General features: G+C 53.5%; 20 protein-coding genes and 1 riboswitch. Of the genes, 14 read left to right on the top strand and 6 right to left on the bottom strand.

Going from position 1 to position 26,086, the window contains the following annotated elements:
• Nucleotides 1-168: 168 nt before the first annotated feature.
• Nucleotides 169-1,116 (bottom strand): transcriptional regulator LeuO, encoded by a 948-nt coding sequence (gene leuO / locus FDW88_RS03225; protein WP_137362011.1) that lies wholly within the window; start codon nucleotides 1,114-1,116, stop codon nucleotides 169-171.
• A gap of 654 nt (nucleotides 1,117-1,770) precedes the next feature.
• Between leuO and leuL the strand changes: the two genes are divergently transcribed.
• The 5 genes from leuL (at nucleotide 1,771) to leuD (ending at nucleotide 6,629) form a co-directional block, all read left to right on the top strand.
• A complete protein-coding gene (gene leuL, locus FDW88_RS03230; protein WP_115259466.1) occupies nucleotides 1,771-1,851 on the top strand; it encodes a leu operon leader peptide in 81 nt (26 codons plus the stop codon).
• A 96-nt stretch (nucleotides 1,852-1,947) separates the two neighbouring features.
• The gene (leuA, locus tag FDW88_RS03235) at nucleotides 1,948-3,519 is read left to right on the top strand and encodes a 2-isopropylmalate synthase (protein ID WP_137362012.1); all 1,572 of its coding nucleotides are present in this window, start codon (nucleotides 1,948-1,950) and stop codon (nucleotides 3,517-3,519) included.
• Nucleotides 3,519-4,610 carry a 3-isopropylmalate dehydrogenase gene (gene leuB / locus FDW88_RS03240; protein WP_115259468.1) on the top strand — a complete coding sequence of 364 codons (1,092 nt, stop codon included), beginning with the start codon at nucleotides 3,519-3,521 and terminating at the stop codon, nucleotides 4,608-4,610. The genes leuA and leuB overlap by 1 nt, the downstream gene beginning before the upstream one ends.
• A 2-nt stretch (nucleotides 4,611-4,612) precedes the next feature.
• Nucleotides 4,613-6,013, top strand: coding sequence for a 3-isopropylmalate dehydratase large subunit (leuC, locus tag FDW88_RS03245; protein ID WP_137362013.1), 1,401 nt, complete (start codon nucleotides 4,613-4,615; stop codon nucleotides 6,011-6,013).
• 10 nt (nucleotides 6,014-6,023) lie between these two features.
• Nucleotides 6,024-6,629: a 3-isopropylmalate dehydratase small subunit gene (gene leuD / locus FDW88_RS03250; protein WP_096758318.1), complete on the top strand. Its 606-nt coding sequence runs from the start codon at nucleotides 6,024-6,026 to the stop codon at nucleotides 6,627-6,629.
• Nucleotides 6,630-6,736: 107 nt separating this feature from the next.
• On the opposite strand, the gene FDW88_RS03255 is transcribed toward leuD, so the two are convergent.
• Nucleotides 6,737-7,915 (bottom strand): sugar efflux transporter, encoded by a 1,179-nt coding sequence (locus FDW88_RS03255; RefSeq protein ID WP_137362014.1) that lies wholly within the window; start codon nucleotides 7,913-7,915, stop codon nucleotides 6,737-6,739.
• A gap of 115 nt (nucleotides 7,916-8,030) precedes the next feature.
• Nucleotides 8,031-8,153: a glucose uptake inhibitor SgrT gene (gene sgrT / locus FDW88_RS03260; protein ID WP_096758320.1), complete on the bottom strand. Its 123-nt coding sequence runs from the start codon at nucleotides 8,151-8,153 to the stop codon at nucleotides 8,031-8,033.
• A gap of 99 nt (nucleotides 8,154-8,252) precedes the next feature.
• Here sgrT and sgrR point away from each other — a divergent pair, with 99 nt between their 5' ends.
• The 4 genes from sgrR to thiQ all read left to right on the top strand — a co-directional run bounded on the left by sgrR (nucleotide 8,253) and on the right by thiQ (nucleotide 13,541).
• The gene (gene sgrR, locus FDW88_RS03265; RefSeq protein WP_137362015.1) at nucleotides 8,253-9,908 is read left to right on the top strand and encodes an HTH-type transcriptional regulator SgrR; all 1,656 of its coding nucleotides are present in this window, start codon (nucleotides 8,253-8,255) and stop codon (nucleotides 9,906-9,908) included.
• Nucleotides 9,909-9,954: 46 nt separating this feature from the next.
• Nucleotides 9,955-10,132, top strand: a riboswitch (TPP riboswitch).
• 157 nt (nucleotides 10,133-10,289) lie between these two features.
• On the top strand, nucleotides 10,290-11,273 hold the full coding sequence (gene thiB, locus FDW88_RS03270; protein ID WP_115259471.1) for a thiamine ABC transporter substrate binding subunit: 984 nt from the start codon (nucleotides 10,290-10,292) through the stop codon (nucleotides 11,271-11,273).
• A complete protein-coding gene (gene thiP / locus FDW88_RS03275) occupies nucleotides 11,249-12,859 on the top strand; it encodes a thiamine/thiamine pyrophosphate ABC transporter permease ThiP (protein WP_137362016.1) in 1,611 nt (536 codons plus the stop codon). The genes thiB and thiP overlap by 25 nt, the downstream gene beginning before the upstream one ends.
• The gene (gene thiQ / locus FDW88_RS03280) at nucleotides 12,843-13,541 is read left to right on the top strand and encodes a thiamine ABC transporter ATP-binding protein ThiQ (protein ID WP_137362017.1); all 699 of its coding nucleotides are present in this window, start codon (nucleotides 12,843-12,845) and stop codon (nucleotides 13,539-13,541) included. The genes thiP and thiQ overlap by 17 nt, the downstream gene beginning before the upstream one ends.
• 59 nt (nucleotides 13,542-13,600) lie before the next feature.
• Here thiQ and FDW88_RS03285 read toward each other — a convergent pair whose 3' ends face one another.
• Entirely contained in the window at nucleotides 13,601-14,368 is a 768-nt protein-coding gene (locus FDW88_RS03285) for a DedA family protein (RefSeq protein ID WP_137362018.1), read from the bottom strand.
• A 119-nt stretch (nucleotides 14,369-14,487) separates the two neighbouring features.
• Nucleotides 14,488-15,333: an arabinose operon transcriptional regulator AraC gene (araC, locus tag FDW88_RS03290; RefSeq protein ID WP_117342325.1), complete on the bottom strand. Its 846-nt coding sequence runs from the start codon at nucleotides 15,331-15,333 to the stop codon at nucleotides 14,488-14,490.
• 339 nt (nucleotides 15,334-15,672) lie between these two features.
• Here araC and araB point away from each other — a divergent pair, with 339 nt between their 5' ends.
• The 3 genes from araB to araD all read left to right on the top strand — a co-directional run bounded on the left by araB (nucleotide 15,673) and on the right by araD (nucleotide 19,687).
• Complete coding sequence (araB, locus tag FDW88_RS03295) at nucleotides 15,673-17,382, top strand: ribulokinase (RefSeq protein WP_135912599.1); 1,710 nt, start codon at nucleotides 15,673-15,675, stop codon at nucleotides 17,380-17,382.
• A 10-nt stretch (nucleotides 17,383-17,392) separates the two neighbouring features.
• Nucleotides 17,393-18,895: an L-arabinose isomerase gene (gene araA, locus FDW88_RS03300; protein ID WP_115259476.1), complete on the top strand. Its 1,503-nt coding sequence runs from the start codon at nucleotides 17,393-17,395 to the stop codon at nucleotides 18,893-18,895.
• 96 nt (nucleotides 18,896-18,991) lie between these two features.
• Nucleotides 18,992-19,687 carry an L-ribulose-5-phosphate 4-epimerase gene (gene araD, locus FDW88_RS03305; protein ID WP_115259477.1) on the top strand — a complete coding sequence of 232 codons (696 nt, stop codon included), beginning with the start codon at nucleotides 18,992-18,994 and terminating at the stop codon, nucleotides 19,685-19,687.
• A 43-nt stretch (nucleotides 19,688-19,730) separates the two neighbouring features.
• On the opposite strand, the gene FDW88_RS03310 is transcribed toward araD, so the two are convergent.
• Nucleotides 19,731-20,117, bottom strand: coding sequence for a DUF4751 family protein (locus FDW88_RS03310; RefSeq protein ID WP_115259478.1), 387 nt, complete (start codon nucleotides 20,115-20,117; stop codon nucleotides 19,731-19,733).
• A gap of 527 nt (nucleotides 20,118-20,644) precedes the next feature.
• On the opposite strand from FDW88_RS03310, the gene polB reads away from it, so the two are divergent.
• A complete protein-coding gene (polB, locus tag FDW88_RS03315) occupies nucleotides 20,645-22,996 on the top strand; it encodes a DNA polymerase II (RefSeq protein WP_137362019.1) in 2,352 nt (783 codons plus the stop codon).
• 175 nt (nucleotides 22,997-23,171) lie between these two features.
• On the top strand, nucleotides 23,172-26,078 hold the full coding sequence (rapA, locus tag FDW88_RS03320) for an RNA polymerase-associated protein RapA (protein ID WP_137362020.1): 2,907 nt from the start codon (nucleotides 23,172-23,174) through the stop codon (nucleotides 26,076-26,078).
• The last annotated feature ends 8 nt before the right edge of the window (nucleotides 26,079-26,086 follow it).

Below are 26,086 nucleotides of genomic sequence, written 5' to 3' on the forward strand. Positions count from 1 at the left end.
CCGCTAATGAAATGAGAAATAATCGCTTAAAAATGGAGACTTACAGCGATTAGTCTATTTTTTTACACTTTTGGACAGATGCAGAAAGACAAGTTCAGCACAAAATCTTAGATAAAAAGACAAAAGCAGAATAAACCAGACGTCTTGCCCGATTTATTCTGCCGAATACTACTGCTTACAGACGGAGACTAACAATTCTTCCATCCATTGGTGGCCTTTATCCCTGCCCGCAGCTTCATGCCAGGAAAGATAGCATGTGCGGCTATTCAATTTTAACGGTAAAGGCAATATCTGCAGATCTAACTGCTCAGAGAATTCTTCCGCTAACCAACGTGGTGCAATAGACACCAGATGCGTTTGCGAAACAATATTCAACACGCTGATTAACGCCATACCTTGATAAGCGACACAAGATTGTTTATCCGCAGTGTCATACCAGGGTTGGCTAAATGATGCAAAGCGATCGAGAGATACCGCCGCATGCTGTTCATTATAAACATCGTTTTCCAATAATGGACCACTAATACGGGGGTGTTTTCTGCTCGCGACTAACACCATCTCGTCATTGAACAAGGGAATACTGGTGAATTCAGGGCGACGGAACTCTTCATAACTAATAACGAACTCAGTTTCCTGATAGCGTAATTGATGTTCGGTGTTTTGATTGAGTGAAGATTTAAATACGACATTAATGTTTGGCGCAACTTGCTCAACCCGATTATAAATCAAGGAGGTCAGAATATTATCCAATGGGCTGCATACGCAGAGGTTGAATACGCGCTCGCTGCTGGCAGGCTCAAACCCCGAACCCGGCAGTTCATTCTGTACCAGTTGCAATGCCTGACGGACAGAGCCAAAGAGTTGGAAGGCCCGCGCTGTCGGCTGGATCCCACGACCATAACGAACAAAAAGTTCATCATTGAACATAATTTTCAAACGAGCCACAGCATTACTGACTGCAGGTTGCGACATCCCCAGAGTATGCGCAGCGCGGGTAATATTTTGTTCCTGCATTACCGCGTCAAAGACGGTTAATAAATTAAGATCAACCATGCGAAGCTGCGGCTTTCCCATTGTTATAGGATTTGGTTTATCTATTATTTTCACTTCTGGCATATTTAACTCCACTGTCACTCTAAACTCCCTTTTCCCAGACGGAGTGAAGAAATAACCTCCGTTAATATGATTTACCATGCATATAAAATAAGAAAAAGGAAAAACATTAAAATTAGGAAAACATAAAGGTATGAACCTAAATGAACAGAAACCCAATGCGAGCGCAGTGTGGCGGATGTCACTGCACGATGATTCATATGTTTAAATTTCACGAACAATATAACCATAAGCACGACGAATACACAATCATACGCACGGTGAATATATATTTAAGATTTGATTAAATGTTTATATTATTAATACATTAAAAGTTAACATTAATTTATCAATCATTGATAAGCGTGCCCCCTGTACTCATTCATGGTCACTATAAAAACTGATAAATCATAAAGATAAAAAGTGTATCTACACCCCATCTCATCAGCATGCTGTCACAATAGTTGCAAACAAATATGCTCAAATATGTCAAAGCATGAAAAGTATGTACGAACGCACACTGATTTATTTTATGCTTCTCTAAAAATTCAGCACAATTCGCTTAGATTGCAGAGGTGTTTTTCTTCTGAATACGGACGTTTACCGGGAGCGGGGTTGACATCAGCTTTCATATCCAGTACCACTAAAAGCATATCGCATTCGCCTGGAGCCTGATTGATGACTTACATTGTTCGTTTTAACGGTCTACTACTACTAAACGCATCTTCGTTGCGCGGTAGACTGGTGAACGACATTTAGCATTACGTCAGCTCCAGTTAAGACAAAAACCCGCGCCGCTGCGCGGGTTTTTTTATGCTCGAAGCAAGGCGCCAAAAAAGACAAAGGACCTAAACCATGAGCCAGCAAGTCATTATTTTCGATACCACCTTACGCGATGGTGAACAGGCGTTACAGGCAAGCCTGAGTGTGAAAGAAAAACTGCAGATTGCTCTGGCTCTCGAGCGTATGGGCGTTGACGTGATGGAAGTCGGTTTCCCTGTGTCTTCGCCAGGTGATTTTGAGTCGGTACAGACCATTGCCCGACAGGTTAAAAACAGCCGCGTCTGCGCCTTAGCCCGCTGTGTGGAAAAAGATATCGATGTGGCCGCTGAATCCCTGAAGGTGGCTGAGGCTTTCCGCATTCATACGTTTATCGCCACCTCGCCGATGCATATCACCACCAAATTACGTAGTACGCTGGATGAGGTTATCGAGCGGGCTGTCTATATGGTTAAGCGTGCGCGTAATTACACGGATGACGTGGAATTCTCATGCGAAGACGCCGGCCGTACCCCTATTGCCGATCTGGCTCGCGTGGTAGAAGCGGCGATTAATGCCGGTGCCAAAACCATTAATATCCCCGATACCGTCGGGTACACCATGCCCTTCGAATTTGGCGCAATCATTTCCGGCCTGTATGAACGAGTGCCGAATATCGACAAAGCGATCATTTCCGTGCACACCCACGACGATTTAGGTCTGGGCGTCGGTAACGCGCTGGCCGCTGTTCATGCCGGTGCGCGTCAGGTCGAAGGGGCGATGAACGGGATCGGTGAACGCGCCGGTAACTGCTCGCTGGAAGAAGTGATCATGGCGATCAAAGTCCGCAAAGATATTCTGAACGTACAGACCCGCATTAATCATCAGGAAATCTGGCGTACCAGCCAGTTAGTCAGCCAAATCTGCAATATGCCGATTCCGGCCAACAAAGCGATTGTCGGTAGCGGCGCCTTTGCCCACTCTTCCGGTATTCATCAGGACGGCGTACTGAAAAACCGTGAAAACTACGAAATCATGACCCCGGAGTCCATCGGTCTGAACCAGGTGCAACTGAACCTGACGTCCCGTTCCGGACGTGCTGCGGTCAAACACCGTATGGATGAGATGGGCTATAAAGAGAGTGAATACAGCCTGGACAACCTGTACGACGCCTTCCTGAAGCTGGCGGATAAAAAAGGTCAGGTATTTGATTACGACCTGGAAGCGCTGGCCTTTATTAACAAACAGCAAGAAGAACCCGAACATTTCCGCCTGGATTACTTCAGCGTGCAGTCTGGCTCCAATGATATTGCCACCGCCTCCGTCAAGCTGGCCTGTGGCGAGAATGTGAAAGCTGAAGCCGCCAACGGTAACGGCCCGGTCGATGCTATTTATCAGGCCATCAACCGTATTACCGACTACGACATCGAACTGGTGAAATACAGCCTGACCGCAAAAGGCCACGGTAAAGATGCGCTGGGTCAGGTGGATATCGTCGCCAACTTTAACGGCCGTCGCTTCCACGGCGTAGGCCTGGCAACGGATATTGTCGAGTCCTCCGCGAAAGCCATGGTGCATGTACTGAATAACATCTGGCGCGCCGAAGAAGTCGAAAAAGAATTGCAACGCAAAGCTCAAAACAACGAGAACAACAAGGAAACCGTGTGATGTCGAAGAATTATCATATTGCTGTTTTGCCGGGTGACGGTATTGGCCCGGAAGTGATGGCGCAGGCTCTGAAAGTACTGGACGCGATTCGCACCCGTTTCGCTATGCGCATTACCACCAGCCACTATGACGTGGGCGGCGTTGCCATCGACAACCACGGTCAGCCGCTGCCACCCGCAACAGTTGACGGCTGTGAGCAGGCCGATGCCATTCTGTTTGGCTCCGTGGGCGGCCCGAAATGGGAAAACCTGCCGCCAAACCAGCAGCCGGAGCGTGGTGCCCTGTTGCCGTTGCGTAAACACTTCAAATTATTCAGCAACCTGCGCCCGGCTAAGCTGTACCAGGGGCTGGAAGATTTTTGCCCGCTGCGCGCCGATATTGCCGCCAACGGTTTCGACATCCTGTGCGTACGCGAACTGACGGGTGGGATCTACTTCGGTCAACCAAAAGGCCGTGAAGGTAGCGGTCAACATGAAAAAGCCTTTGATACCGAGGTCTATCACCGTTTCGAGATCGAACGTATTGCGCGCATTGCATTTGAATCTGCCCGCAAGCGTCGCTGTAAAGTGACGTCGATTGATAAAGCCAACGTGCTGCAAACCTCGATTCTGTGGCGTGAAGTGGTCAATGAAATAGCCAATGAATACCCGGACGTTGTCCTGACGCATATGTATATCGACAACGCCACCATGCAGTTGATTAAAGATCCGTCTCAGTTTGACGTGCTGCTGTGCTCCAACCTGTTTGGTGACATCCTGTCCGATGAATGCGCGATGATCACCGGCTCCATGGGCATGCTGCCGTCTGCCAGCCTGAATGAACAGGACTTTGGCCTGTACGAGCCCGCCGGCGGCTCAGCACCGGATATCGCCGGTAAAAACATTGCCAACCCGATTGCCCAGATTTTGTCACTGGCTCTGTTGCTGCGCTACAGCCTGGACGCCAATGATGCAGCAGCAGCCATTGAAAGCGCCGTTAACCGCGCATTAGCAGAAGGTATTCGCACCGGTGATTTAGCCCGTGGCACAGCCGCAGTCAGTACCGATGAGATGGGCGATATCATTGCTCGCTACGTCGCAGAAGGGGTGTAATCATGGCTAAAACGTTGTATGAAAAGTTGTTCGATGCGCACGTCGTGTATGAAGCGCAGGACGAAACGCCGCTGCTGTATATCGACCGCCATCTGGTGCACGAAGTGACCTCACCGCAGGCATTCGACGGGCTGCGGGCGCATAACCGTCCGGTTCGCCAGCCGGGTAAAACCTTCGCCACCATGGATCATAACGTCTCGACGCAAACCAAAGACATTAACGCCTCCGGTGAAATGGCGCGCATCCAGATGCAGGAGCTGATCAAAAACTGCAATGAGTTCGGCGTCGAACTGTACGATCTGAACCACCCTTTTCAGGGTATCGTCCACGTGATGGGACCCGAGCAAGGTGTGACCTTACCGGGTATGACCATCGTATGCGGTGACTCCCACACCGCCACACACGGTGCGTTCGGCGCGCTGGCGTTTGGTATCGGGACCTCAGAAGTCGAACACGTGCTGGCCACGCAAACCCTGAAGCAAGGGCGCGCCAAAACCATGAAGATCGAAGTCAATGGCACGGCAGCACCAGGAATTACTGCCAAAGATATCGTGCTGGCGATTATCGGTAAAACCGGTAGCGCAGGCGGTACCGGGCACGTGGTTGAGTTTTGCGGCGATGCCATCCGCGCCCTGAGCATGGAAGGTCGTATGACCCTGTGTAACATGGCAATCGAAATGGGGGCCAAAGCGGGTCTGGTCGCTCCGGATGAAACCACCTTCAACTATGTACAGGGACGTTTGCATGCCCCTAAAGGTCAGGATTTTGCCGATGCCGTTGCCTGGTGGAAAACGCTGAAAACCGACGACGGAGCGACGTTTGATACCACCGTCACCCTGCAGGCAGAAGAGATTGCTCCGCAGGTCACCTGGGGCACTAACCCAGGCCAGGTAATCTCCGTAAACGATAACATTCCCGACCCCGCGTCGTTTAGCGATCCGGTTGAACGCGCATCAGCGGAAAAAGCGCTGGCCTATATGGGGCTGAAGCCAGGCATTCCGTTGACGGAAGTGGCTATTGATAAAGTGTTTATCGGCTCCTGCACCAACTCGCGTATTGAAGATTTACGTGCCGCAGCTGAAATCGCCAAAGGCCGCAAGGTCGCGCCGGGCGTGCAGGCATTGGTAGTGCCGGGTTCAGGCCCGGTTAAAGCCCAGGCTGAAGCAGAAGGTCTGGATAAGATTTTCATTGAAGCCGGTTTTGAATGGCGCTTACCGGGTTGCTCAATGTGCCTGGCGATGAACAACGATCGTCTGAATCCGGGCGAACGCTGTGCTTCCACCAGCAACCGTAACTTTGAAGGTCGTCAGGGCCGCGGAGGGCGTACGCACTTAGTCAGCCCGGCCATGGCCGCCGCGGCCGCCGTTACCGGTCATTTTGCCGACATTCGCCGCATCAAATAAGGAAACTACCATGGCAGAGAAATTTACCCAGCATACCGGCCTGGTTGTCCCCCTGGATGCCGCCAACGTCGATACGGATGCAATCATTCCCAAACAGTTTTTGCAGAAGGTGACGCGTACCGGTTTTGGCGCACACCTGTTTAACGACTGGCGCTTTCTCGATGAGAATGGTCAGCAGCCTAATCCGGAATTCGTACTGAACTTCCCGGAATATCAAGGCGCGTCGATTCTGCTCGCGCGAGAAAACTTTGGCTGCGGATCCTCGCGCGAACATGCGCCGTGGGCGCTGACCGATTACGGTTTCAAAGTGGTGATCGCCCCAAGCTTCGCCGACATTTTCTACGGCAACAGCTTTAATAACCAACTGCTGCCGGTGAAATTAAGCGACGACGAAGTGGATGAACTGTTCACGTTGGTACAGGCCAATCCGGGGATCCGTTTTGAGGTGGATCTGCAGGCACAGGTGGTGAAGGCTGGCGATAAAGCGTATCCGTTTGAAATCGACACCTTCCGCCGCCACTGCATGCTGAACGGTCTCGACAGTATTGGGCTGACGTTGCAGCACGAAGACGCGATCTCGACTTACGAGAACAAACAGCCCGCGTTTATGCGCTAGTGCTTGTTGTTGCCGGATAAGCATGCCGGATGACGACGCAAAAGCGTCTTATCCGGCCTACGGAAAGATTTGTAGGCCGGATAAGCGCAGCGTATCCGGCACACCCACTACACATCCTTCACTCGTCCGGTCATCACCAGCGTAACCACCGAAATTCCTGCAATCACCCAGTAGACGGCATAATGCCCATAACTTTGCGCCACCGCCCCCTGAATGACCCCCGCCATAATCACCCCCGTGGAGATACTATTGGTAAATAAGGTGGTAGCTGAACCCGCCCTGCCGGGCATCAGATCCTGAAACCACAGCATGCCTATTCCGGCAACAATCCCGATGAATACCGCATTAAACAGCTGCAGGACCAGTAGCGCCGTATGGCTATGGAAGAAGATAAGCCCAAGGTAAAACAGCACGCCTGCCGCCACGGCGGTTATCATCATCCGCCGCTTACCAAAACGCTTCACGTAGTAACCCGCCAGAATCATTGCCGGAATTTCCAACCCGGCGGCGGTGCCCATCAGGATCCCTGCCAGTTTGTCCGGTAGTCCCAGTTCAAGGCTAATCCACAGCGGCATATCGATAATGTACATGGTGTTGCAGGTCCACATCAGCGTGGAGGCAATAAACAACATGCGCACATTTTTGTCCTGCCAGCCGCCGGTCTGCTCAAGCGGGACATCGACAGGCTGCTCGACCCGCGCCACCGACGGCAGTATCAGCGCGATCAGCACCAGGCTAATGGCAAATATCCCGGCAGCAATCGAAAACATCATCGTGAAGCCGTAATTTAACGCCAGCATAAACGCCAGCGGCGGCCCAATCACCCACGCCAGCGAAAGCTGCGCACGCATCACCGAGCTGAACATCACCACTTCTCGCGCCGAGTTATCGGCATACTCCCGCGCCAGCGCAAACAGCTGCGGCATGGCGGTATTTGCCAGCGAAGCCAGCAGCACCCCGCAGGTGATCAGCGTTAAATAGTGGCGGTTAAAGGCAAACAGCAACGCATTGCCAATCGCCATCAGACAGCAGAACATGATCAGCTTACGCCGATCGCCCCGACTATCGGATCGTTTCGCCAGACCAAGGCTGACCGCGATCCCGGCGATCGCATTGACGGTGTAAAACAGCCCAACCCAAAATGGCTGTGCCCCCACCTCGCGACTCAGAAACAGGCTCAGCGTGGGTGCCTGTAACGCGCCCGCTACGCCCATCATAAAGGCAACCAGCATAAACGCCGCATACACGCCGTTGAGGCGCCGTCCCATGGTCATAATCCAGAGCATATCTTTCCTTGTAAGCGCAGCGGAAACGAAAAAAGCCAGCAGATAATACCTGCTGGCGCGGCGATTAACACCAATACTCAGTCACACATGATGTCTGCAATTCCCAATTCAGAGGTCAGTCTTGCAACTCCCACTGCATCAGTTCATCGAGCATCTTTAAGCGCTGCGGCGCACTCAGGCAAGCCAACCAGGACAAACGCGCTGTCGAGGTAAAGTACTTTAAATAGAACTGACGCATAGATGACCCCTTCGTTGTCTCATCGCTTCATCGGAATTCATTATTGGCTTAATATGGGGATAATAAAATTGCTGAGTTTTCCGTGGGAGTTCCCCTTTTATGTCTTCTGGTCGTTTGCAACAACAGTTTATCCGCCTGTGGCAATGCTGCGACGGCAAAACGCAAGACACCACGCTGAACGAGTTGGCAGAGTTACTCAGTTGCTCGCGCCGCCATATGCGCACCCTGCTCAACACCATGCAGGAACGCGGCTGGCTAACGTGGGAAGCCGAGGTCGGTCGCGGCAAACGTTCACGCCTGACCTTTCTCTACACCGGGCTGGCGCTCCAGCAGCAGCGGGCGGAAGACCTGCTGGAACAGGATCGCATTGATCAACTGGTGCAACTGGTCGGCGATAAAACAGCCGTGCGACAAATGCTGGTTTCCCATCTGGGCCGCAGCTTTCGCCAGGGGCGGCACATCATGCGCGTCCTTTACTATCGCCCGATGCGCAATCTGCTCCCGGGTACGGCGCTACGCCGTTCCGAAACCCATATCGCCAGGCAAATCTTCAGCGCCTTAACCCGCGTAAATGAGGAAAATGGGGAACTGGAAGCCGATATTGCCCACCACTGGCAACAAATTTCGCCGCTGCACTGGCGGTTCTTCCTGCGTCCTGGGATCCATTTTCATCATGGTCGCGAGCTGGAAATGGAGGATGTGATCGCCTCACTGAGGCGGATCAACAGCCTGCCGCTGTACTCGCACATTACGCAAATTGCCTCTCCCACGGCCTGGACGCTGGATATCCATCTGGCGCAACCTGATCGCTGGCTGCCGTGGCTACTGGGACAGGTCCCCGCCATGATCCTGCCGCGCGAATGGGAAACGCTGAATAACTTTTCCAGCCACCCGATTGGCACCGGTCCCTATGCGGTCGCCCGCAATACGAGTAACCAGCTAAAAATTCACGCTTTTGATGATTACTTTGGTTACCGGGCGCTGATTGACGAAGTGAACGTGTGGGTGTTACCGGACATCGCCGAAGAGCCTGGCGGCGGACTCACGCTCAAAGGCCCGACGGAAGATGAAAAGGCTATCGAAAGCCGGCTGGAGGAAGGGTGTTATTACATGCTGTTTGATTCCCGCGCCCATCGCGGAGCCAATCAGGAGGTGCGCGAATGGGTAAGCCGCATACTCTCGCCGACGAATTTAATTTTTCAGGCTGACGAGCAGTATCAGCGACACTGGTTTCCCGCGTACGGATTACTGCCTCGCTGGCATCACGCCAGGCCAGGACTCGGTGAAAAACCGGCGGGACTGGAAACGCTGACGCTCACCTACTATCGCGATCATATCGAGCATCGGGTGATTGCGCAGATCATGAAAACGTTACTGGCGGAGCATCAGGTACAGCTGAATATTCAGGAGATCGACTACGATCAATGGCACGCAGGTGAGACCGTCAGCGATATCTGGCTCAACAGCGCCAACTTTACCTTACCGCTGGACTTCTCGCTGTTCGCCCATTTGTGCGAAGTCCCGCTGCTGCAAAACTGTCTTTCTCTGGACTGGGAAAGCGACGCCGCCCGCTGGCGCACTGGCGAGATGAGCCTCGCAGCATGGTGTCAGCAACTGCTTGCCAGTAAAGCCATTGTACCGCTGATCCATCACTGGCTGATCATTCAGGGGCAGCGCAGTATGCGTGGGTTACGCATGAATACGCTTGGCTGGTTTGATTTTAAATCAGCATGGTTTGCACCGCCGGACCCGTAGATCCGGCTCTTGATTGCCGCATAGCAACAAAATCATTACACTAACGCCGTTCTCAACGGGGTGCCAATAAAAGACATACACAAAATCATTCATGATGCATCAAGGCGGCAAGCAAACGCAGCCAACGCAGAGGCAGCGTGAAGGATGAAGTGTATGAGGCTGAGAGATACCCGTCGAACCTGATCCGGATAATGCCGGCGAAGGGATTTGAGGCTGTAGCTCAAGTCCTTTGCCACCTAACTCGTCATACTTCAAGCTGCAGATGCGTTGGCTTTCCTCGCTCACCCCAGTCACGTACTACCTGTACGCTCCCGGGGATGCGCTACGTCGCCGCCTTCCTGCAACTCGAATTATTTAGAGTTTTACTTTATGAGGTGCAAAGTGTTTAAAAAATGTCTTCCGCTTTTACTGCTGTGCGCAGCGCCTGCCTTCGCCAAACCCGTTCTGACCGTCTATACCTACGACTCGTTCGCCGCCGACTGGGGCCCCGGTCCAACCATCAAAAAAGCCTTTGAAGCCGACTGCAACTGCGAACTAAAGCTGGTGGCGCTGGAAGATGGCGTTTCGCTGCTTAACCGCCTGCGTATGGAAGGAAAAAACAGTAAAGCCGACGTCGTGCTCGGACTGGATAACAACCTGCTCGACGCGGCAATGCAGACCAAACTGTTTGCCAAAAGCGGCGTGGCGAGCGATGCCATCAACGTCCCTGGCGGCTGGAAAAACGACACCTTTGTACCATTTGATTACGGTTATTTCGCCTTTGTGTATGACAAAAACAAGCTGAAAAACCCACCAAAGAGCCTGAAAGAACTGGTCGAAAGCGACCAGAAATGGCGCGTAATTTATCAGGACCCACGCACCAGCACGCCGGGTCTGGGACTGCTGCTGTGGATGCAGAAAGTGTACGGCGATAAAGCGCCGGAAGCCTGGCAGAAACTGGCGGCTAAAACCGTCACCGTCACCAAGGGCTGGAGTGAAGCCTACGGTCTGTTCCTAAAAGGTGAAAGCGATCTGGTGCTGAGCTATACCACCTCTCCGGCGTATCACATCATCGAAGAGAAGAAAGATAACTACGCCGCCGCCAATTTTAGCGAGGGACACTATTTGCAGGTGGAGGTCGCCGCACGTACCGCCGCCAGCAAACAGCCCGAACTGGCGGAAAAATTCCTGACATTTATGGTTTCTCCGGCGTTCCAGAACGCAATCCCCACCGGCAACTGGATGTATCCGGTAACCCAGGTCACGCTTCCTCCTGGCATTGCACAACTGGAAAAACCGTCCACCGCGCTGGAATTCACCCCACAACAGGTAGCAACTCAACGTCAGACATGGATTAACGCATGGCAACGCGCCGTCAGCCGTTAATTCCCGGCTGGCTGCTCCCAGGGATTTCGGCCGCTACGTTGATAGTGGCCGTCGCCCTGGCGGCGTTTCTGGCGCTGTGGCTGAACGCCCCTCAGGGAGACTGGCTCACGCTGTGGCAGGACAGCTACCTGTGGCACGTGGTGCGTTTTTCCTTCTGGCAGGCATTTTTATCCGCTGCGCTGTCGGTGATCCCGGCAATCTTCCTCGCCCGGGCGCTTTATCGTCGCCGTTTCCCTGGGCGTATAGCGCTGCTGCGCCTGTGCGCAATGACGCTGATCCTGCCGGTGCTGGTCGCCGTCTTTGGCATCCTTAGCGTCTACGGTCGTCAGGGCTGGCTGGCCTCACTTTGGCAGGCTCTCGGCCTGGAGTGGACGTTTTCACCGTACGGTCTGCAGGGCATTCTGCTGGCACACGTCTTTTTCAACCTGCCGATGGCCAGCCGTTTACTGCTGCAGTCGCTGGAGAATATTCCCGGCGAACAGCGGCAGCTCGCCGCGCAGCTAGGTATGCGCGGCTGGCATTTCTTCCGCTTCGTTGAATGGCCGTGGCTACGCCGCCAGATCCCTCCGGTAGCGGCGCTCATCTTTATGCTGTGCTTCGCCAGTTTTGCTACCGTGTTGTCGCTCGGCGGCGGGCCACAGGCGACCACCATCGAGCTGGCTATCTATCAGGCGCTGAGCTTCGACTACGATCCCGCCCGCGCCGCCATGCTGGCACTGATCCAGATGATTTGCTGCTTAGGACTGGTGCTGCTCAGCCAGCGCATGAGTCGAGCGATAGCCCCCGGCACCACGCTGGTACAAGGCTGGCGCGATCCCGACGACCGCCTGCACAGCCGAGTGACCGACACCCTGCTGATTATTCTGGCGCTGCTGCTGTTACTCCCGCCGCTGCTGGCGGTGATTGTCGATGGTGTTAACCGTCATATTCTGGACGTTCTCGCGCAGCCTGTATTGTGGCAAGCCCTGTGGACTTCGCTGCGTATTGCGCTGGCGGCAGGCCTTCTGTGCGTCATTCTCACCATGATGCTGTTGTGGAGCAGCCGCGAGCTGCGGGCACGGCAGCAAGTTTTAGCCGGTCAGGCGCTGGAACTGAGCGGCATGCTGATCCTCGCAATGCCGGGCATCGTGCTGGCAACCGGGTTCTTCCTGCTGCTCAATAACAGTATTGGACTGCCGGACTCTGCCGACGGCATTGTGATTTTTACCAATGCACTAATGGCCATCCCTTATGCGCTGAAAGTGCTGGAAAACCCGATGCGTGACGTAACGGCGCGCTACAGCATGTTGTGCCAGTCTTTAGGCATTGAAGGATGGTCGCGGTTGAAAGTGATTGAGCTGCGTGCGTTGAAACGCCCGCTGGCGCAAGCCATGGCCTTCGCCTGCGTCCTGTCGATTGGCGATTTTGGCGTGGTAGCCCTGTTTGGCAACGAGGACTTCCGCACGTTACCGTTTTACCTCTATCAGCAGATTGGCTCCTATCGCAGTCAGGATGGTGCAGTCACCGCATTATTGCTGCTGATCCTGTGCTTTACGCTGTTTACTGTTATTGAGAAATTACCGGGTCGACATGTTAAAACTGATTGATATCACATGGCTGTATCACCATTTACCCATGCGCTTTACGCTGTCGGTCGCGCGCGGTGAACAGATCGCCGTGCTGGGACCCAGCGGCGCCGGGAAAAGTACGCTATTAAACCTGATTGCCGGTTTTCTGGCACCAGCCAGCGGCACAATGATGATTGGTGGTGAGGATCATACCCGCACGCCGCCTTCTCGCCGCCCTGTCTCCATGCTGTTTCAGGAAAACAATCTGTTCAGCCACCTGAGTGTGCAACAGAATATCGCCCTCGGACTTAACCCTGGGTTGAAACTGAACGCGCAGCAGCAGGAGAAAATGCGCCACATTGCTCAACAAATGGGACTCGACATGTTGCTGGAAAGGCTACCTGGCGAGCTTTCCGGCGGGCAACGTCAGCGTGTAGCCCTGGCGCGCTGCCTGGTGCGGGAGCAGCCCGTGTTGCTGCTTGATGAACCGTTCTCTGCACTCGACCCCGCCCTGCGTCAGGAGATGCTCACACTGGTGGCCGACGTGTGTCGTGAGAAGCAACTGACGCTGCTGATGGTGTCCCACAGCGTAGAAGACGCCGCGCGCATTGCGCCACGTTCAATCGTAGTCGCCGACGGGCGCATTGCGTGGCAAGGTAAAACGGAGGCGTTGTTGAGCGGTCACGCCAGCGCCTCGGCGCTGTTGGGTATTAAAGCATAGTGGCGCAATTTTCGGCCCGTAGGCCGGATTAGCGCCAGCGCCATCCGGCAAAATAAGCCCTAATAGCCCACCACTTTGCGCAGGATATCGATATACACCGGCATCAGCGGATGGCGGATCAGTGCGACCAGCGCCACCACGCCGATCCCGAGAACAAGCGGAGCCAGATACAGCAGCCGACCTCGCGGCAAATAAACGGTTAAGCGATCAACAGCCGCTTTGCCGCTACGCCATAGCCGCCAGCACAGCCATCCCCCGACCCACAGCAATAGTGCGGTCGCCAGCAATAGCCATTTGAAATTGCCGCTCTGTACATCTGAGGGAATATCAATTGCCGCGCCCGCCAGGATACCCGGCAGAAAATAAAACGGCGGCCACAGTACGCAGCCAATGATATTAGGCACAATAAATTTGGCGACAGGCAGATCAAGCATCCCCGCCACCATTGGCACCAGCGGACGCGTCGGACCAACAAAACGACCTACCAGAATAGTAAACATGCTGTGCTGATGAAGCGCATGTTCAGTTTTATCCAGTAACGCCTTGTTCTTTTTCATAAAAGACCAGCGATGCAGCGGCTTTTTAAAACGCCAGCCCAGCCAGAAGGAGATCCAGTCACCCATCAGGCAGCCGACAATGCCCGCAAGCCAGGCATGCCAGAAGTTCAGTTCACCGCTACCAATCAGCGCACCCAGTCCGGCCATCAGCACGGTACCGGGTAAAATTAAGCCCACCAGCGCCAGCGACTCCAGAAAAGCCACCAGCAGTACGGCTATCAAAGAGTATACGGCGGACTGGAGAATAAAATGTTCCAGCAATGCTTGCATAATGTGTCCGTCAGATTTACGAAGCAAGGATTCTGATAACCCTTCTCAACTTCGTCAAGCCATCATTCGTATGAATAGTTTGCGAGATATGACAACTTTTCGGACACATCATTCACTTTTTATTCACAGCCAGCGCGAAACTCGCTCGGGCTGGCGCCGGTACATTTTTTGAAAACGCGGGAGAAATAGAGCTGATCGTCAAACCCGACGTTGCGCCCGACGGTGGCGATCGGCATGCGCGTGGTGCTCAACAGGAGCTTCGCCTGGCTAATTCGCTGATCCTCACGCCAGCTGAGTACGCTGATGCCGAGCTGCTGGCGGAACAGGTGCGACAAACGAGACGGCGACAGGCAGACATGCTGCGCGACGCTGGCAATATCAAAATTGCTGTCCGCCAGGTGATCGCTGATGTACTGACAGGCATCACGCACACGGTTATCCATGGGGGGATGCAGCGATTCATTAATTGCTTCCATACGTCTGAGCAGCAGTTGTTCCAGCAAATTGATCGCCAACAGCTCAGAGTAACGACCCTCCCGCTGCCCGGCGCTGATTATCTGGCCAAACAGTTCGTTGAAGTGTGGCTGATGCGCTTCATCCGGGCGGAAAAAACCCGTCTGTGCAAAAATCGCCGGCCAGGTAAGCCACTCCTGCCAGTAGGCGCGAGGTCGAAAGTAGACCCACTGGTGGTACCATTCACTGGCATCGGGATGGCGGCCGTAATGGTGAACTTCACCCGGCGGAAACAGCAAAATATCACCCGGTCGGCAAACAAACTGCTTACCTTGATTGTTGATGACCCCTTCCCCGCGAATGGTCAGGTTCAAGATATAGCCCTTCATTCCCAGCGGTCTGTCGATAAAAAAATCCAGGTACCCGTTCGCCTCAATAGGGGTTAATCCCGCCACTAAATGCGCGTTAAACGAGTAGCCCGGCAACAGGGGATCGTTTTGCGGTTCAGCCATAATTTCAATACTCCCGGTGTTCTGATAAGAAACAAATCGTCCATATTATGCAAGATATCGTCACCGTCGCCCCTGTAGACCGTTATGGTTTCAGTGATGGACCATCAACCCCGCATGCGAAAAGCATTTTGTAAAAAACATGTCCTGCGCCAACGATAAAAACGGCTAACAAAAGTGTCTATAACTACGGCAGAAATGTCCACATTGAATATTTGCACGGCGTCACACTTTGTGATGCCACAGCATTTTAGTCCATAAGATTAGCGGATCCTGCCTGACGGTTTTCACCCCCATTATCTACTGTTTATCCATACCCGTATTTTTGGATGGAGTAAGACGATGGCGATTGCAATTGGCCTCGATTTTGGAAGTGATTCAGTACGCGCTTTGGCGGTGGAATGTGCCACCGGCGAGGAGATTGCCACCAGCGTAGAGTGGTACCCACGTTGGCAGGAAGGGCAATATTGCGATGGTCCAAACAACCAGTTTCGCCATCACCCGCGTGACTACATTGAATCCATGGAAGCCGCACTGAAAACGGTCCTCGGCGAACTGAGCGCACAACAGCGTGCGGCAGTGGTCGGGATTGGCGTTGACAGCACCGGTTCAACCCCTGCGCCTATTGATGCCAACGGCAACGTCCTCGCACTCAGAGAAGAGTTCGCCGAGAACCCGAACGCGATGTTCGTCCTGTGGAAAGACCACACGTCAGTCGAAGAAGCCGAAGAAATCACCCGCCTGTGCCATACGCCGGGCAAGGTCGATTATTCCCGCTATATCGGCGGCATTTATTCCAGTGAATGGTTCTGGGCGAAAATCCTGCACGTTACCCGCCAGGACAACGCAGTCGCGCAGGCTGCCGTGTCCTGGATTGAGCTGTGCGACTGGATCCCCGCCCTGCTCTCTGACACCACGCGCCCACAGGATATTCGTCGCGGACGCTGCAGCGCCGGTCACAAATCCCTATGGCATGAAAGCTGGGGTGGCCTGCCGCCAGCCAGTTTCTTTGATGAACTCGACCCCCTCATCAACCAACATCTGCAATACCCGATGTTTACCGATACTTTCACCGCAGACCTGCCAGTGGGCACGCTCTGTGCGGAATGGGCACAGCGCCTGGGTCTGCCGGAAAGCGTGGTCATTTCCGGCGGTGCATTCGACTGCCATATGGGCGCAGTCGGCGCGGGCGCACAGCCAAACACGTTGGTGAAAGTCATTGGCACCTCGACCTGCGATATTCTGATTGCCGACAAAGCCAGCGTCGGCGAGCGCGCAGTGAAAGGCATATGCGGCCAGGTTGATGGCAGCGTGGTGCCGCACTTTATTGGCCTGGAAGCCGGTCAATCCGCCTTCGGCGATATCTATGCCTGGTTTAGCCGCGTGCTGAGCTGGCCGCTGGAGCAGCTTGCTGCGCAGCACCCGGAACTCAAAACGCAGATTAAAGCCAGCCAAAAACAGCTGCTGCCTGCGCTAACCGAAGCATGGGCAAAAAATCCGTCTCTGGACCATCTGCCGGTAGTACTCGACTGGTTCAACGGGCGTCGTACACCCAATGCCAACCAACGTCTGAAAGGGGTCATTACCGACCTTAACCTCGCGACCGACGCACCAGCGCTGTTTGGTGGATTGATTGCCGCAACGGCGTTTGGCGCACGCGCCATTATGGAATGCTTTACCGAACAAGGCATCGCAGTGAATAACGTGATGGCGCTCGGCGGCATCGCACGTAAAAACCCGGTCATCATGCAGGCCTGTTGTGACGTCCTTAATCGTCCGCTGCAGATTGTCGCCTCAGACCAGTGCTGCGCGCTTGGTGCGGCAATTTTTGCCGCCGTTGCCGCAAACGTGCATGCCGATATCCCCGCCGCCCAGCAAAAAATGGCGAGTGCCGTGGAAAACACACTGCACCCTCGTCCTGAGCAGGCTCAACGTTTTGAACAACTGTATCGCCGCTACCAGCAGTGGGCGGTAAGCGCCGAACAACAATACCTTCCGACTGCCGCACCGGCGCACAAAGCCCCGGTAGATCTGGCAACCCTGACACATTAAGGACACGACAATGACGATTTTTGATAACTATGAAGTGTGGTTTGTGATTGGTAGCCAGCACCTGTATGGCCCAGAAACCCTGCGTCAGGTAACCCAGCACGCCGAGCACGTTGTTAACGCACTGAATACTGAAGCTAAACTGCCCTGCAAACTGGTGTTAAAACCGCTGGGAACATCGCCTGACGAAATCACGTCTATTTGCCGCGATGCCAACTATGACGATCGTTGTGCGGGCCTGGTGGTCTGGCTGCATACCTTCTCACCCGCCAAAATGTGGATCAACGGCCTGACCATTCTCAACAAACCGCTGATGCAGTTCCATACCCAGTTCAACGCCGCCCTGCCGTGGGATAGCATTGATATGGACTTTATGAACCTGAACCAAACTGCACACGGCGGCCGTGAGTTTGGCTTCATCGGCGCGCGTATGCGCCAGCAGCATGCCGTGGTCACCGGTCACTGGCAGGATAAGCAAGCGCACGAGCGTATCGGTTCCTGGATGCGCCAAGCCGTGTCCAAACAGGATACCCGCCATCTGAAAGTATGCCGCTTTGGCGACAACATGCGTGAAGTTGCAGTCACTGACGGCGATAAAGTGGCTGCTCAGATCAAATTTGGTTTCTCGGTGAACACCTGGGCCGTGGGCGATCTGGTACAGGTAGTGAACGCGATTAGCGATGGTGAGATCAACGCGCTAATCGACGAATATGAAAGCACCTACACCATGACGGCTGCAACGCAAATCCACGGTGACAAGCGTCAGAACGTGCTGGAAGCCGCCCGTATTGAACTGGGCATGAAGCGTTTCCTCGAACAGGGTGGATTCAATGCCTTTACCACCACGTTTGAAGATTTGCACGGCCTGAAACAACTTCCGGGTCTGGCCGTACAGCGTCTGATGCAGCAGGGCTACGGCTTTGCAGGCGAAGGTGACTGGAAAACTGCCGCTCTGCTTCGCATCATGAAGGTGATGTCAACCGGTCTGCAAGGTGGCACCTCATTTATGGAGGATTACACCTACCACTTCGAGAAGGGCAACGATCTGGTGCTCGGCTCGCACATGCTGGAAGTGTGCCCGTCGATTGCCGTAGAAGAAAAACCGATCCTCGACGTGCAGCACCTGGGCATTGGCGGTAAAGACGACCCTGCTCGTCTGATCTTCAACACCAAAACCGGCCCAGCCGTGGTTGCCAGCCTGATCGATCTCGGCGATCGCTATCGTCTGCTGGTCAACTGCATTGATACAGTACAAACCCCGCACGACCTGCCGAAACTGCCGGTGGCGAACGCGCTGTGGAAAGCCCAGCCGGATCTGCCTACCGCGTCTGAAGCCTGGATCCTGGCCGGTGGCGCGCACCACACCGTCTTCAGCCATGCGCTGGATCTGAATGACATGCGTCAGTTCGCTGAAATGCACGATATCGAGATCGCGGTGATCGACAACGATACCCGCCTGCCGGCCTTTAAGGACGCGCTGCGCTGGAACGAAGTGTACTACGGGTTCAAACGTTAATTATCGAAACGGATTGCCCGGTGGCATTTCATTTACCGGCCTACAAATCACCGTAGGCCGGATAAGCGTAACGCCATCCGGCATTCAGGAGTTAACATGCTAGAAGATCTTAAACGTCAGGTCCTGGAAGCGAATCTGGCGCTGCCAAAGCACAACCTGGTGACCCTCACCTGGGGGAATGTCAGCGCCGTCGACCGTGAACATGGCGTGTTCGTGATCAAACCTTCCGGTGTTGATTACAGCGTAATGACCGCGGACGATATGGTAGTGGTCAGTATTGCCACCGGTGAAGTGGTGGAGGGGCAGAAAAAACCGTCTTCCGATACGCCCACTCACCGTCTGCTGTATCAGGCTTTCCCGAGCATTGGTGGTATTGTCCACACCCATTCACGTCACGCGACGATCTGGGCACAGGCGGGTCAGTCGATTCCAGCCACAGGAACGACCCACGCAGACTATTTCTACGGCGCTATTCCCTGCACGCGAAAAATGACCGATGCAGAAATTAACGGTGAATACGAGTGGGAAACCGGGAATGTGATCGTTGAATCCTTTGAAAAACAAGGTATTGATGCGGCACAAATGCCAGGCGTACTGGTACATTCTCACGGCCCGTTTGCATGGGGTAAAAACGCCGAAGATGCCGTTCATAACGCGATTGTGCTGGAAGAGGTTGCCTATATGGGGATCTTCTGCCGCCAGCTCGCACCGCAGCTACCGGATATGCAGCAAACGCTGCTGGACAAGCATTATCTGCGTAAGCACGGTGCTAAAGCCTACTACGGACAATAATCTTCTTTATAAGCGCGTAGATAAACTACGCGCTCCAGTATCATTATTCGCTGAAGTATTCAGCAAAGGAAGCTTGATATACGCAATCATTTGAGCAGAGATAGTCAATTACAGTATCACAATGCCCATTATCTTGATCGCCCTCCACACAATGGAAAAAGACATAATCTGAAATTGTAGTCTGCCACTTCTGACCATTCACCACGTAATTAATAACCGTATCACGATGACCGTTACTTTTATCACTACCCTGCCAATGGAAAAAAGCATTGCCATCATCAATAACTTCAGCATTCCACAGTTGACCGTTCCATGTTTTATATAAAATAAATTTACTCACGGTCTTTACAGCAGGGTTAGCCAGCAATGTATTAACAAACATATAGTTACTGTACTTGACGCTAAGTTGCTGTTTAGAGAAAATATTCATAAAGACTCCATTCTCATATTAATTACATGAAATATAATAAACATTTGAAGTATCCCAGTTAGCGCTAGAAATAAAATTATATTAAAATAAAAATCAAATAACACAGAGAGATAACCCGACGAAATCGAACTGAAATCCGTTTTTATTCAACAATAGAATCCCAGTTAAATATATTATATTTAACCTGCTAGCCCGAACACTTCGAATAAAATTCTTACACCAACCTGTAATAAACACAAATAGAAAAAACATAATTTTCCATTTCCGAGAAATTAGTTGCATAATTAAATAAGCACAATTCCTAAAAGTCGACAAAAATCCGGAAATGGACTTGAATTCAACTCGCAATATATAAATCAGATAAGTAATAAAAAATTAAAAAAGTAAGCCTACGAATAAAATAATTCATCCACCCAAATCTTCATCCTCGTATTCATGAATCAAATTCGTCATAAGCTGTATAAAAAAACAGTACAACCAGATAAACCAGGCTATAATCATGCCGGGTTTTTTGATGGGTACGCAGCGTGGCGCAGGCAGGTTTTATTTTAACCCGGCACTGGCGGGATACCCCACAGGGGACAGAGGTTTCATTCTGGCTGGCAACGGACGACGGGCCATTGCTGGTCACGCTTGCGCCGCAGGAGTCAGTTGCCTTCATCCCAACCAGCCAGGTTTCCCGCGTTACTTCACTATTACGCGCAGAAAACGGCTTTCGGCTGGCTCCGCTTAACCTGCAGGATTTTCATCGCCAGCCCGTTTCGGGGCTGTACTGTCGATCCCATCGCCAGTTGATGCGTCTTGAGAAGCTGCTACGCGAAAATAGCGTCACGGTCTATGAGGCCGACGTGCGTCCGCCGGAACGTTATCTGATGGAGCGCTTTATCACCTCCCCCGTTTGGGTGGATGGCGATCGGTATAATGATACGCTGATCAACGCGCGGCTGAAGCCAAACCCGGACTATCGCCCCCCCTTAAAATGGCTATCGCTGGATATCGAAACCACGCGGCACGGCGAGCTTTACTGCATTGGTCTCGAAGGCTGCGGACAGCGTATTGTCTATATGCTCGGCCCGGCCAACGGTGATGCCTCACAGCTTGATTTTGAACTTGAATATGTGGCGAGCCGTCCGCAGTTGCTGGAAAAGCTCAACGCGTGGATAGCCCACCACGATCCTGATGTCATCATCGGCTGGAACGTCGTGCAGTTCGATTTACGTGTCCTGCAAAATCATGCCGAGCGTTACCGAATTCCCCTGCGTTTTGGCCGTGACAACAGCGAACTGGAATGGCGCGAGCACGGTTTCAAAAACGGCGTTTTTTTCGCCCAGGCCAAAGGCCGCCTGATCATTGACGGCATTGAGGCCCTCAAATCCGCGTTCTGGAACTTTTCCTCGTTTTCGCTGGAAACGGTGTCGCAGGAGCTACTGGGTGAAGGGAAATCAATTGATAATCCCTGGGACCGCATGGACGAAATTGACCGCCGATTCGCTCAGGATAAGCCCGCGCTTGCCACTTATAATCTCAAAGACTGTGAACTGGTCACGCGCATCTTTCATAAAACCGAGATCATGCCGTTTCTGTTGGAGCGCTCAACGGTCAACGGTCTGCCGGTCGACAGGCACGGTGGCTCGGTTGCGGCATTTGGTCATCTCTATCTTCCGCGCATGCACCGTGCCGGTTACGTTGCGCCAAATCTCGGGGAAGTCCCCCCCCATGCCAGCCCCGGTGGCTATGTGATGGACTCGCGTCCTGGTTTGTACGACTCGGTGCTGGTTCTGGATTACAAAAGCCTGTACCCGTCTATCATCCGCACCTTTCTGATCGATCCGGTGGGACTTATCGAAGGTATGGCGCAGCCGGATCCTGAACACAGCACTGAAGGATTCCTTGGTGCCTGGTTTTCGCGCGAAAAACACTGCTTACCGGAAATAGTGACCCAGATCTGGCACGGGCGTGACGAAGCAAAACGCCAGGGAAATAAGCCGCTCTCGCAGGCGCTCAAAATCATTATGAACGCCTTTTACGGCGTGCTAGGCACCACGGCATGTCGATTTTTCGATCCCAGACTGGCCTCGTCGATCACCATGCGCGGGCATGCGATCATGCGCCAGACCAAAGCGCTGATTGAAGCGCAGGGGTATGACGTTATCTATGGCGATACCGACTCAACGTTTGTCTGGCTCAAAGGCGCACACGCGGAAGAGGATGCGGCAAGGATTGGTCGGGAGTTGGTCCATCATGTCAACACCTGGTGGGCGCAGTCGCTGCAACAACAAAACCTGACCAGCGCGCTCGAACTGGAGTTTGAAACCCATTTTCGCCGCTTTTTGATGCCGACCATTCGCGGCGCGGATACGGGCAGTAAGAAGCGCTACGCCGGGCTCATTCAGGACGGGGACCAGCAGCGCATGGTCTTCAAAGGATTGGAAACCGTACGCACTGACTGGACACCGCTGGCACAACGGTTCCAGCAGGAACTCTATTTGCGGGTCTTTCGCCAGGAGCCGTATCAGGATTTTGTCAGGGAAACCATCGACCGCCTGATGGCCGGTGAACTGGACGATCAGCTGGTTTACCGTAAGCGCCTGCGCCGCCCGTTAAGCGAATACCAGCGTAATGTCCCACCCCACGTTCGCGCCGCGCGGCTTGCCGATGAACAGAACATCAAGCGAGGCCGTCCGCCGCAATATCAAAACCGTGGCACCATAAAATATGTCTGGACGATAAACGGCCCGGAACCTGTGGATTATCAGCTCTCTGCGCTGGATTATGAGCATTATCTTACGCGCCAGATACAGCCGGTTGCCGAGGGAATTCTTCCCTTTGTTGATGATAACTTTGCTACACTACTCACAGGGCAACTGGGGTTATTTTGACGCGTGACGAAACCGTCGCCATCCAGTACCATAGCGCCCTTTCCATTCCTGGACCCATTTTACACCACTACCACTGATTCATTAGCCTGGTAGCGGGGTCGTATGCTCTGAAAACTCGGGATACCCGATACATGACGAGTATTACCTGCAATTAAAGATATAGAGCCGAACACATATGCCTTTTACACTTGGTCAACGCTGGATCAGCGATACAGAAAGCGAATTGGGACTTGGTACCGTTGTCGCCATGGATGCGCGAACCGTCACCTTACTTTTCTCATCGACGGGTGAAAACCGTCTGTATGCGCGCAGTGACTGCCCTGTGACCCGCGTGATGTTCAATCCTGGTGATACGATCACTAGCCATGAAGGCTGGCAATTGCATGTCGATGAAGTAAAAGAAGAAAACGGACTGCTTGCCTATATCGGAACCCGCCTTGATACCGAAGAAACCGGCGTCGTGCTGCGCGAAGTCCTGCTCGACAGCAAGCTGGTGTTCAGCAAACCTCAGGATCGTCTGTTTGCTGGCCAAATCGACCGTATGGACCGCTTTGCGCTGCGCTATCGTGCGCGTAAATTTCAGAGCGAACAGTATCGTATGCCGTGGAGTGGTCTGCGCGGTCAACGTACCAGCCTGATCCCCCACCAGCTTAATATTGCCCATGATGTCGGTCGTCGCCATGCCCCTCGCGTTTTGCTGGCAGATGAAGTGGGCCTGGGAAAAACCATTGAAGCCGGGATGATCCTGCATCAGCAACTGCTGTCCGGTGCCGCCGAACGCGTGCTGATCATCGTCCCTGAGACGTTACAGCACCAATGGCTGGTCGAAATGCTGCGCCGTTTCAACCTGCGCTTTGCGCTGTTTGATGATGAGCGCTATGCCGAAGCGCAGCACGATGCCTACAACCCGTTTGAAACCGAGCAGCTTGTCATCTGCTCTCTGGATTTTGCGCGTCGTAGCAAGCAGCGTCTGGAGCATTTGTGTGAAGCAGAATGGGACCTGTTGGTGGTCGATGAAGCTCATCACCTGGTGTGGAGCGAAGATGCGCCAAGCCGCGAGTATATGGCGATCGAACAACTGGCCGAGCGCGTACCGGGCATCTTGCTGCTGACCGCAACGCCGGAACAGCTGGGTATGGAAAGTCACTTTGCGCGTTTACGCCTGCTGGACCCAAGCCGTTTCCACGATTTCGAGCAGTTTGTTGAAGAGCAAAAAAATTACCGTCCGGTAGCCGATGCCGTCGCCATGCTGCTGGCAGGCAATAAACTGAGCAACAATGAGCTGAACATGCTCGGCGATCTGATTGGCGAGCAGGACATCGAGCCGCTGCTGCAAGCTGCTAACAGCGATAGTGAAGATGCCCAGAGCGCGCGCCAGGAACTGGTTTCCATGCTAATGGACCGCCATGGCACCAGCCGCGTACTGTTCCGTAACACCCGTAATGGGGTGAAAGGTTTCCCGAAACGCGAACTGCATACTATTAAGCTGCCGCTGCCGACCCAATACCAGACAGCAATCAAAGTCTCCGGCATTATGGGCGCACGTAAAAGCGCAGAAGAGCGCGCCCGCGACATGCTCTATCCGGAGCAGATTTATCAGGAGTTCGAAGGCGATACCGGCACCTGGTGGAACTTCGACCCACGCGTTGAATGGTTGATGGGCTACCTGACCAGTCATCGTCCGCAGAAAGTACTGGTTATCTGTGCGAAAGCGACCACCGCGTTGCAGCTGGAGCAGGTGCTGCGCGAGCGTGAAGGCATTCGCGCTGCCGTATTCCATGAGGGTATGTCGATCATCGAACGTGACCGTGCTGCCGCCTGGTTTAGCGAAGAGGACAGCGGTGCGCAGGTGATGCTGTGCTCGGAGATCGGTTCTGAAGGCCGTAACTTCCAGTTCGCCAGCAACCTGGTGATGTTTGACCTGCCGTTTAACCCGGATCTGCTGGAACAACGTATTGGACGTCTGGACCGTATTGGTCAGGCGCACGATATTCAGATCCACGTCCCGTACCTGGAAAAAACCGCCCAGTCCGTGCTGGTGCGCTGGTACCACGAAGGTCTGGATGCGTTTGAGCACACCTGTCCGACCGGGCGTACGATTTATGATACGGTCTATAACAACCTGATTGGTTATCTGGCGGAGCCGGAAAACAACGAAGGATTTGATGATCTGATCAAAGCCTGCCGTGAACAGCATGACGCACTGAAAGCGCAGCTGGAACAAGGGCGCGACCGTCTACTCGAGATTCACTCCAACGGCGGCGAAAAAGCGCTGGCGCTGGCTGAGAGCATTGAGGAGCAGGATGACGACACCAGTCTGATCGCCTTCGCCATGAACCTGTTTGATATCGTCGGTATTAATCAGGACGATCGCGGGGACAACTTAATTGTGCTGACGCCGTCCGATCATATGCTGGTCCCGGATTTTCCGGGGTTGCCTGAAGACGGCTGCACCATTACCTTTGAGCGAGATATTGCACTGTCGCGTGAAGACGCCCAGTTTATCACCTGGGAGCATCCGCTGATCCGTAACGGTCTGGATCTTATCCTGTCTGGTGATACCGGCAGCAGCACCATATCTCTGTTGAAAAACAAAGCTTTGCCGGTTGGTACCCTGCTGGTTGAACTGGTGTACGTGGTCGAAGCGCAGGCACCGAAGCAACTGCAGCTCAACCGCTTCCTGCCACCGACGCCGGTGCGCATGTTGCTGGATAAAAACGGTAACAACCTCGCCGCTCAGGTGGAGTTTGAAACCTTTAACCGCCAGCTCAGTGCCGTTAATCGCCATACCGGTAGCAAGCTGGTCAACGCCGTGCAGCAAGATGTCCATGCGATTCTGCAGTTGGGTGAAGCGCAGGTTGAGCAATCTGCCCGCGCGCTGATCGACGCCGCGCGTAAAGAAGCGGATGAGAAGCTGTCTGCAGAACTGTCGCGTCTGGAAGCGCTGCGCGCCGTTAACCCGAACATCCGTGATGACGAACTTGCCGCGATTGAAAGCAACCGTCAGCAGGTGATGGAAAGCCTGGATCAGGCCGGCTGGCGTCTGGATGCCTTACGCCTGATCGTCGTGACGCATCAGTAACGGAGCCA

The sequence above is a fragment of the Citrobacter sp. wls829 genome, assembly GCF_005280825.1.
In the GTDB taxonomy this organism is placed as follows: domain Bacteria; phylum Pseudomonadota; class Gammaproteobacteria; order Enterobacterales; family Enterobacteriaceae; genus Citrobacter; species Citrobacter gillenii.

What these genes read in the sequence shown, in the direction of transcription:
- FDW88_RS03255 (WP_137362014.1), bottom strand. Translation starts at nt 7,915, where the DNA reads ATGCTCTGGATTATGACCATGGGACGGCGCCTCAACGGCGTGTATGCG.
- leuO (WP_137362011.1), bottom strand. Translation starts at nt 1,116, where the DNA reads ATGCCAGAAGTGAAAATAATAGATAAACCAAATCCTATAACAATGGGA.
- sgrT (WP_096758320.1), bottom strand. Translation starts at nt 8,153, where the DNA reads ATGCGTCAGTTCTATTTAAAGTACTTTACCTCGACAGCGCGTTTGTCC.
- leuD (WP_096758318.1), top strand. Translation starts at nt 6,024, where the DNA reads ATGGCAGAGAAATTTACCCAGCATACCGGCCTGGTTGTCCCCCTGGAT.
- leuL (WP_115259466.1), top strand. Translation starts at nt 1,771, where the DNA reads ATGACTTACATTGTTCGTTTTAACGGTCTACTACTACTAAACGCATCT.
- leuC (WP_137362013.1), top strand. Translation starts at nt 4,613, where the DNA reads ATGGCTAAAACGTTGTATGAAAAGTTGTTCGATGCGCACGTCGTGTAT.
- thiP (WP_137362016.1), top strand. Translation starts at nt 11,249, where the DNA reads ATGGCAACGCGCCGTCAGCCGTTAATTCCCGGCTGGCTGCTCCCAGGG.
- araB (WP_135912599.1), top strand. Translation starts at nt 15,673, where the DNA reads ATGGCGATTGCAATTGGCCTCGATTTTGGAAGTGATTCAGTACGCGCT.
- araD (WP_115259477.1), top strand. Translation starts at nt 18,992, where the DNA reads ATGCTAGAAGATCTTAAACGTCAGGTCCTGGAAGCGAATCTGGCGCTG.
- rapA (WP_137362020.1), top strand. Translation starts at nt 23,172, where the DNA reads ATGCCTTTTACACTTGGTCAACGCTGGATCAGCGATACAGAAAGCGAA.
- leuB (WP_115259468.1), top strand. Translation starts at nt 3,519, where the DNA reads ATGTCGAAGAATTATCATATTGCTGTTTTGCCGGGTGACGGTATTGGC.
- sgrR (WP_137362015.1), top strand. Translation starts at nt 8,253, where the DNA reads ATGTCTTCTGGTCGTTTGCAACAACAGTTTATCCGCCTGTGGCAATGC.
- araA (WP_115259476.1), top strand. Translation starts at nt 17,393, where the DNA reads ATGACGATTTTTGATAACTATGAAGTGTGGTTTGTGATTGGTAGCCAG.
- FDW88_RS03285 (WP_137362018.1), bottom strand. Translation starts at nt 14,368, where the DNA reads ATGCAAGCATTGCTGGAACATTTTATTCTCCAGTCCGCCGTATACTCT.
- FDW88_RS03310 (WP_115259478.1), bottom strand. Translation starts at nt 20,117, where the DNA reads ATGAATATTTTCTCTAAACAGCAACTTAGCGTCAAGTACAGTAACTAT.
- araC (WP_117342325.1), bottom strand. Translation starts at nt 15,333, where the DNA reads ATGGCTGAACCGCAAAACGATCCCCTGTTGCCGGGCTACTCGTTTAAC.
- leuA (WP_137362012.1), top strand. Translation starts at nt 1,948, where the DNA reads ATGAGCCAGCAAGTCATTATTTTCGATACCACCTTACGCGATGGTGAA.
- thiQ (WP_137362017.1), top strand. Translation starts at nt 12,843, where the DNA reads ATGTTAAAACTGATTGATATCACATGGCTGTATCACCATTTACCCATG.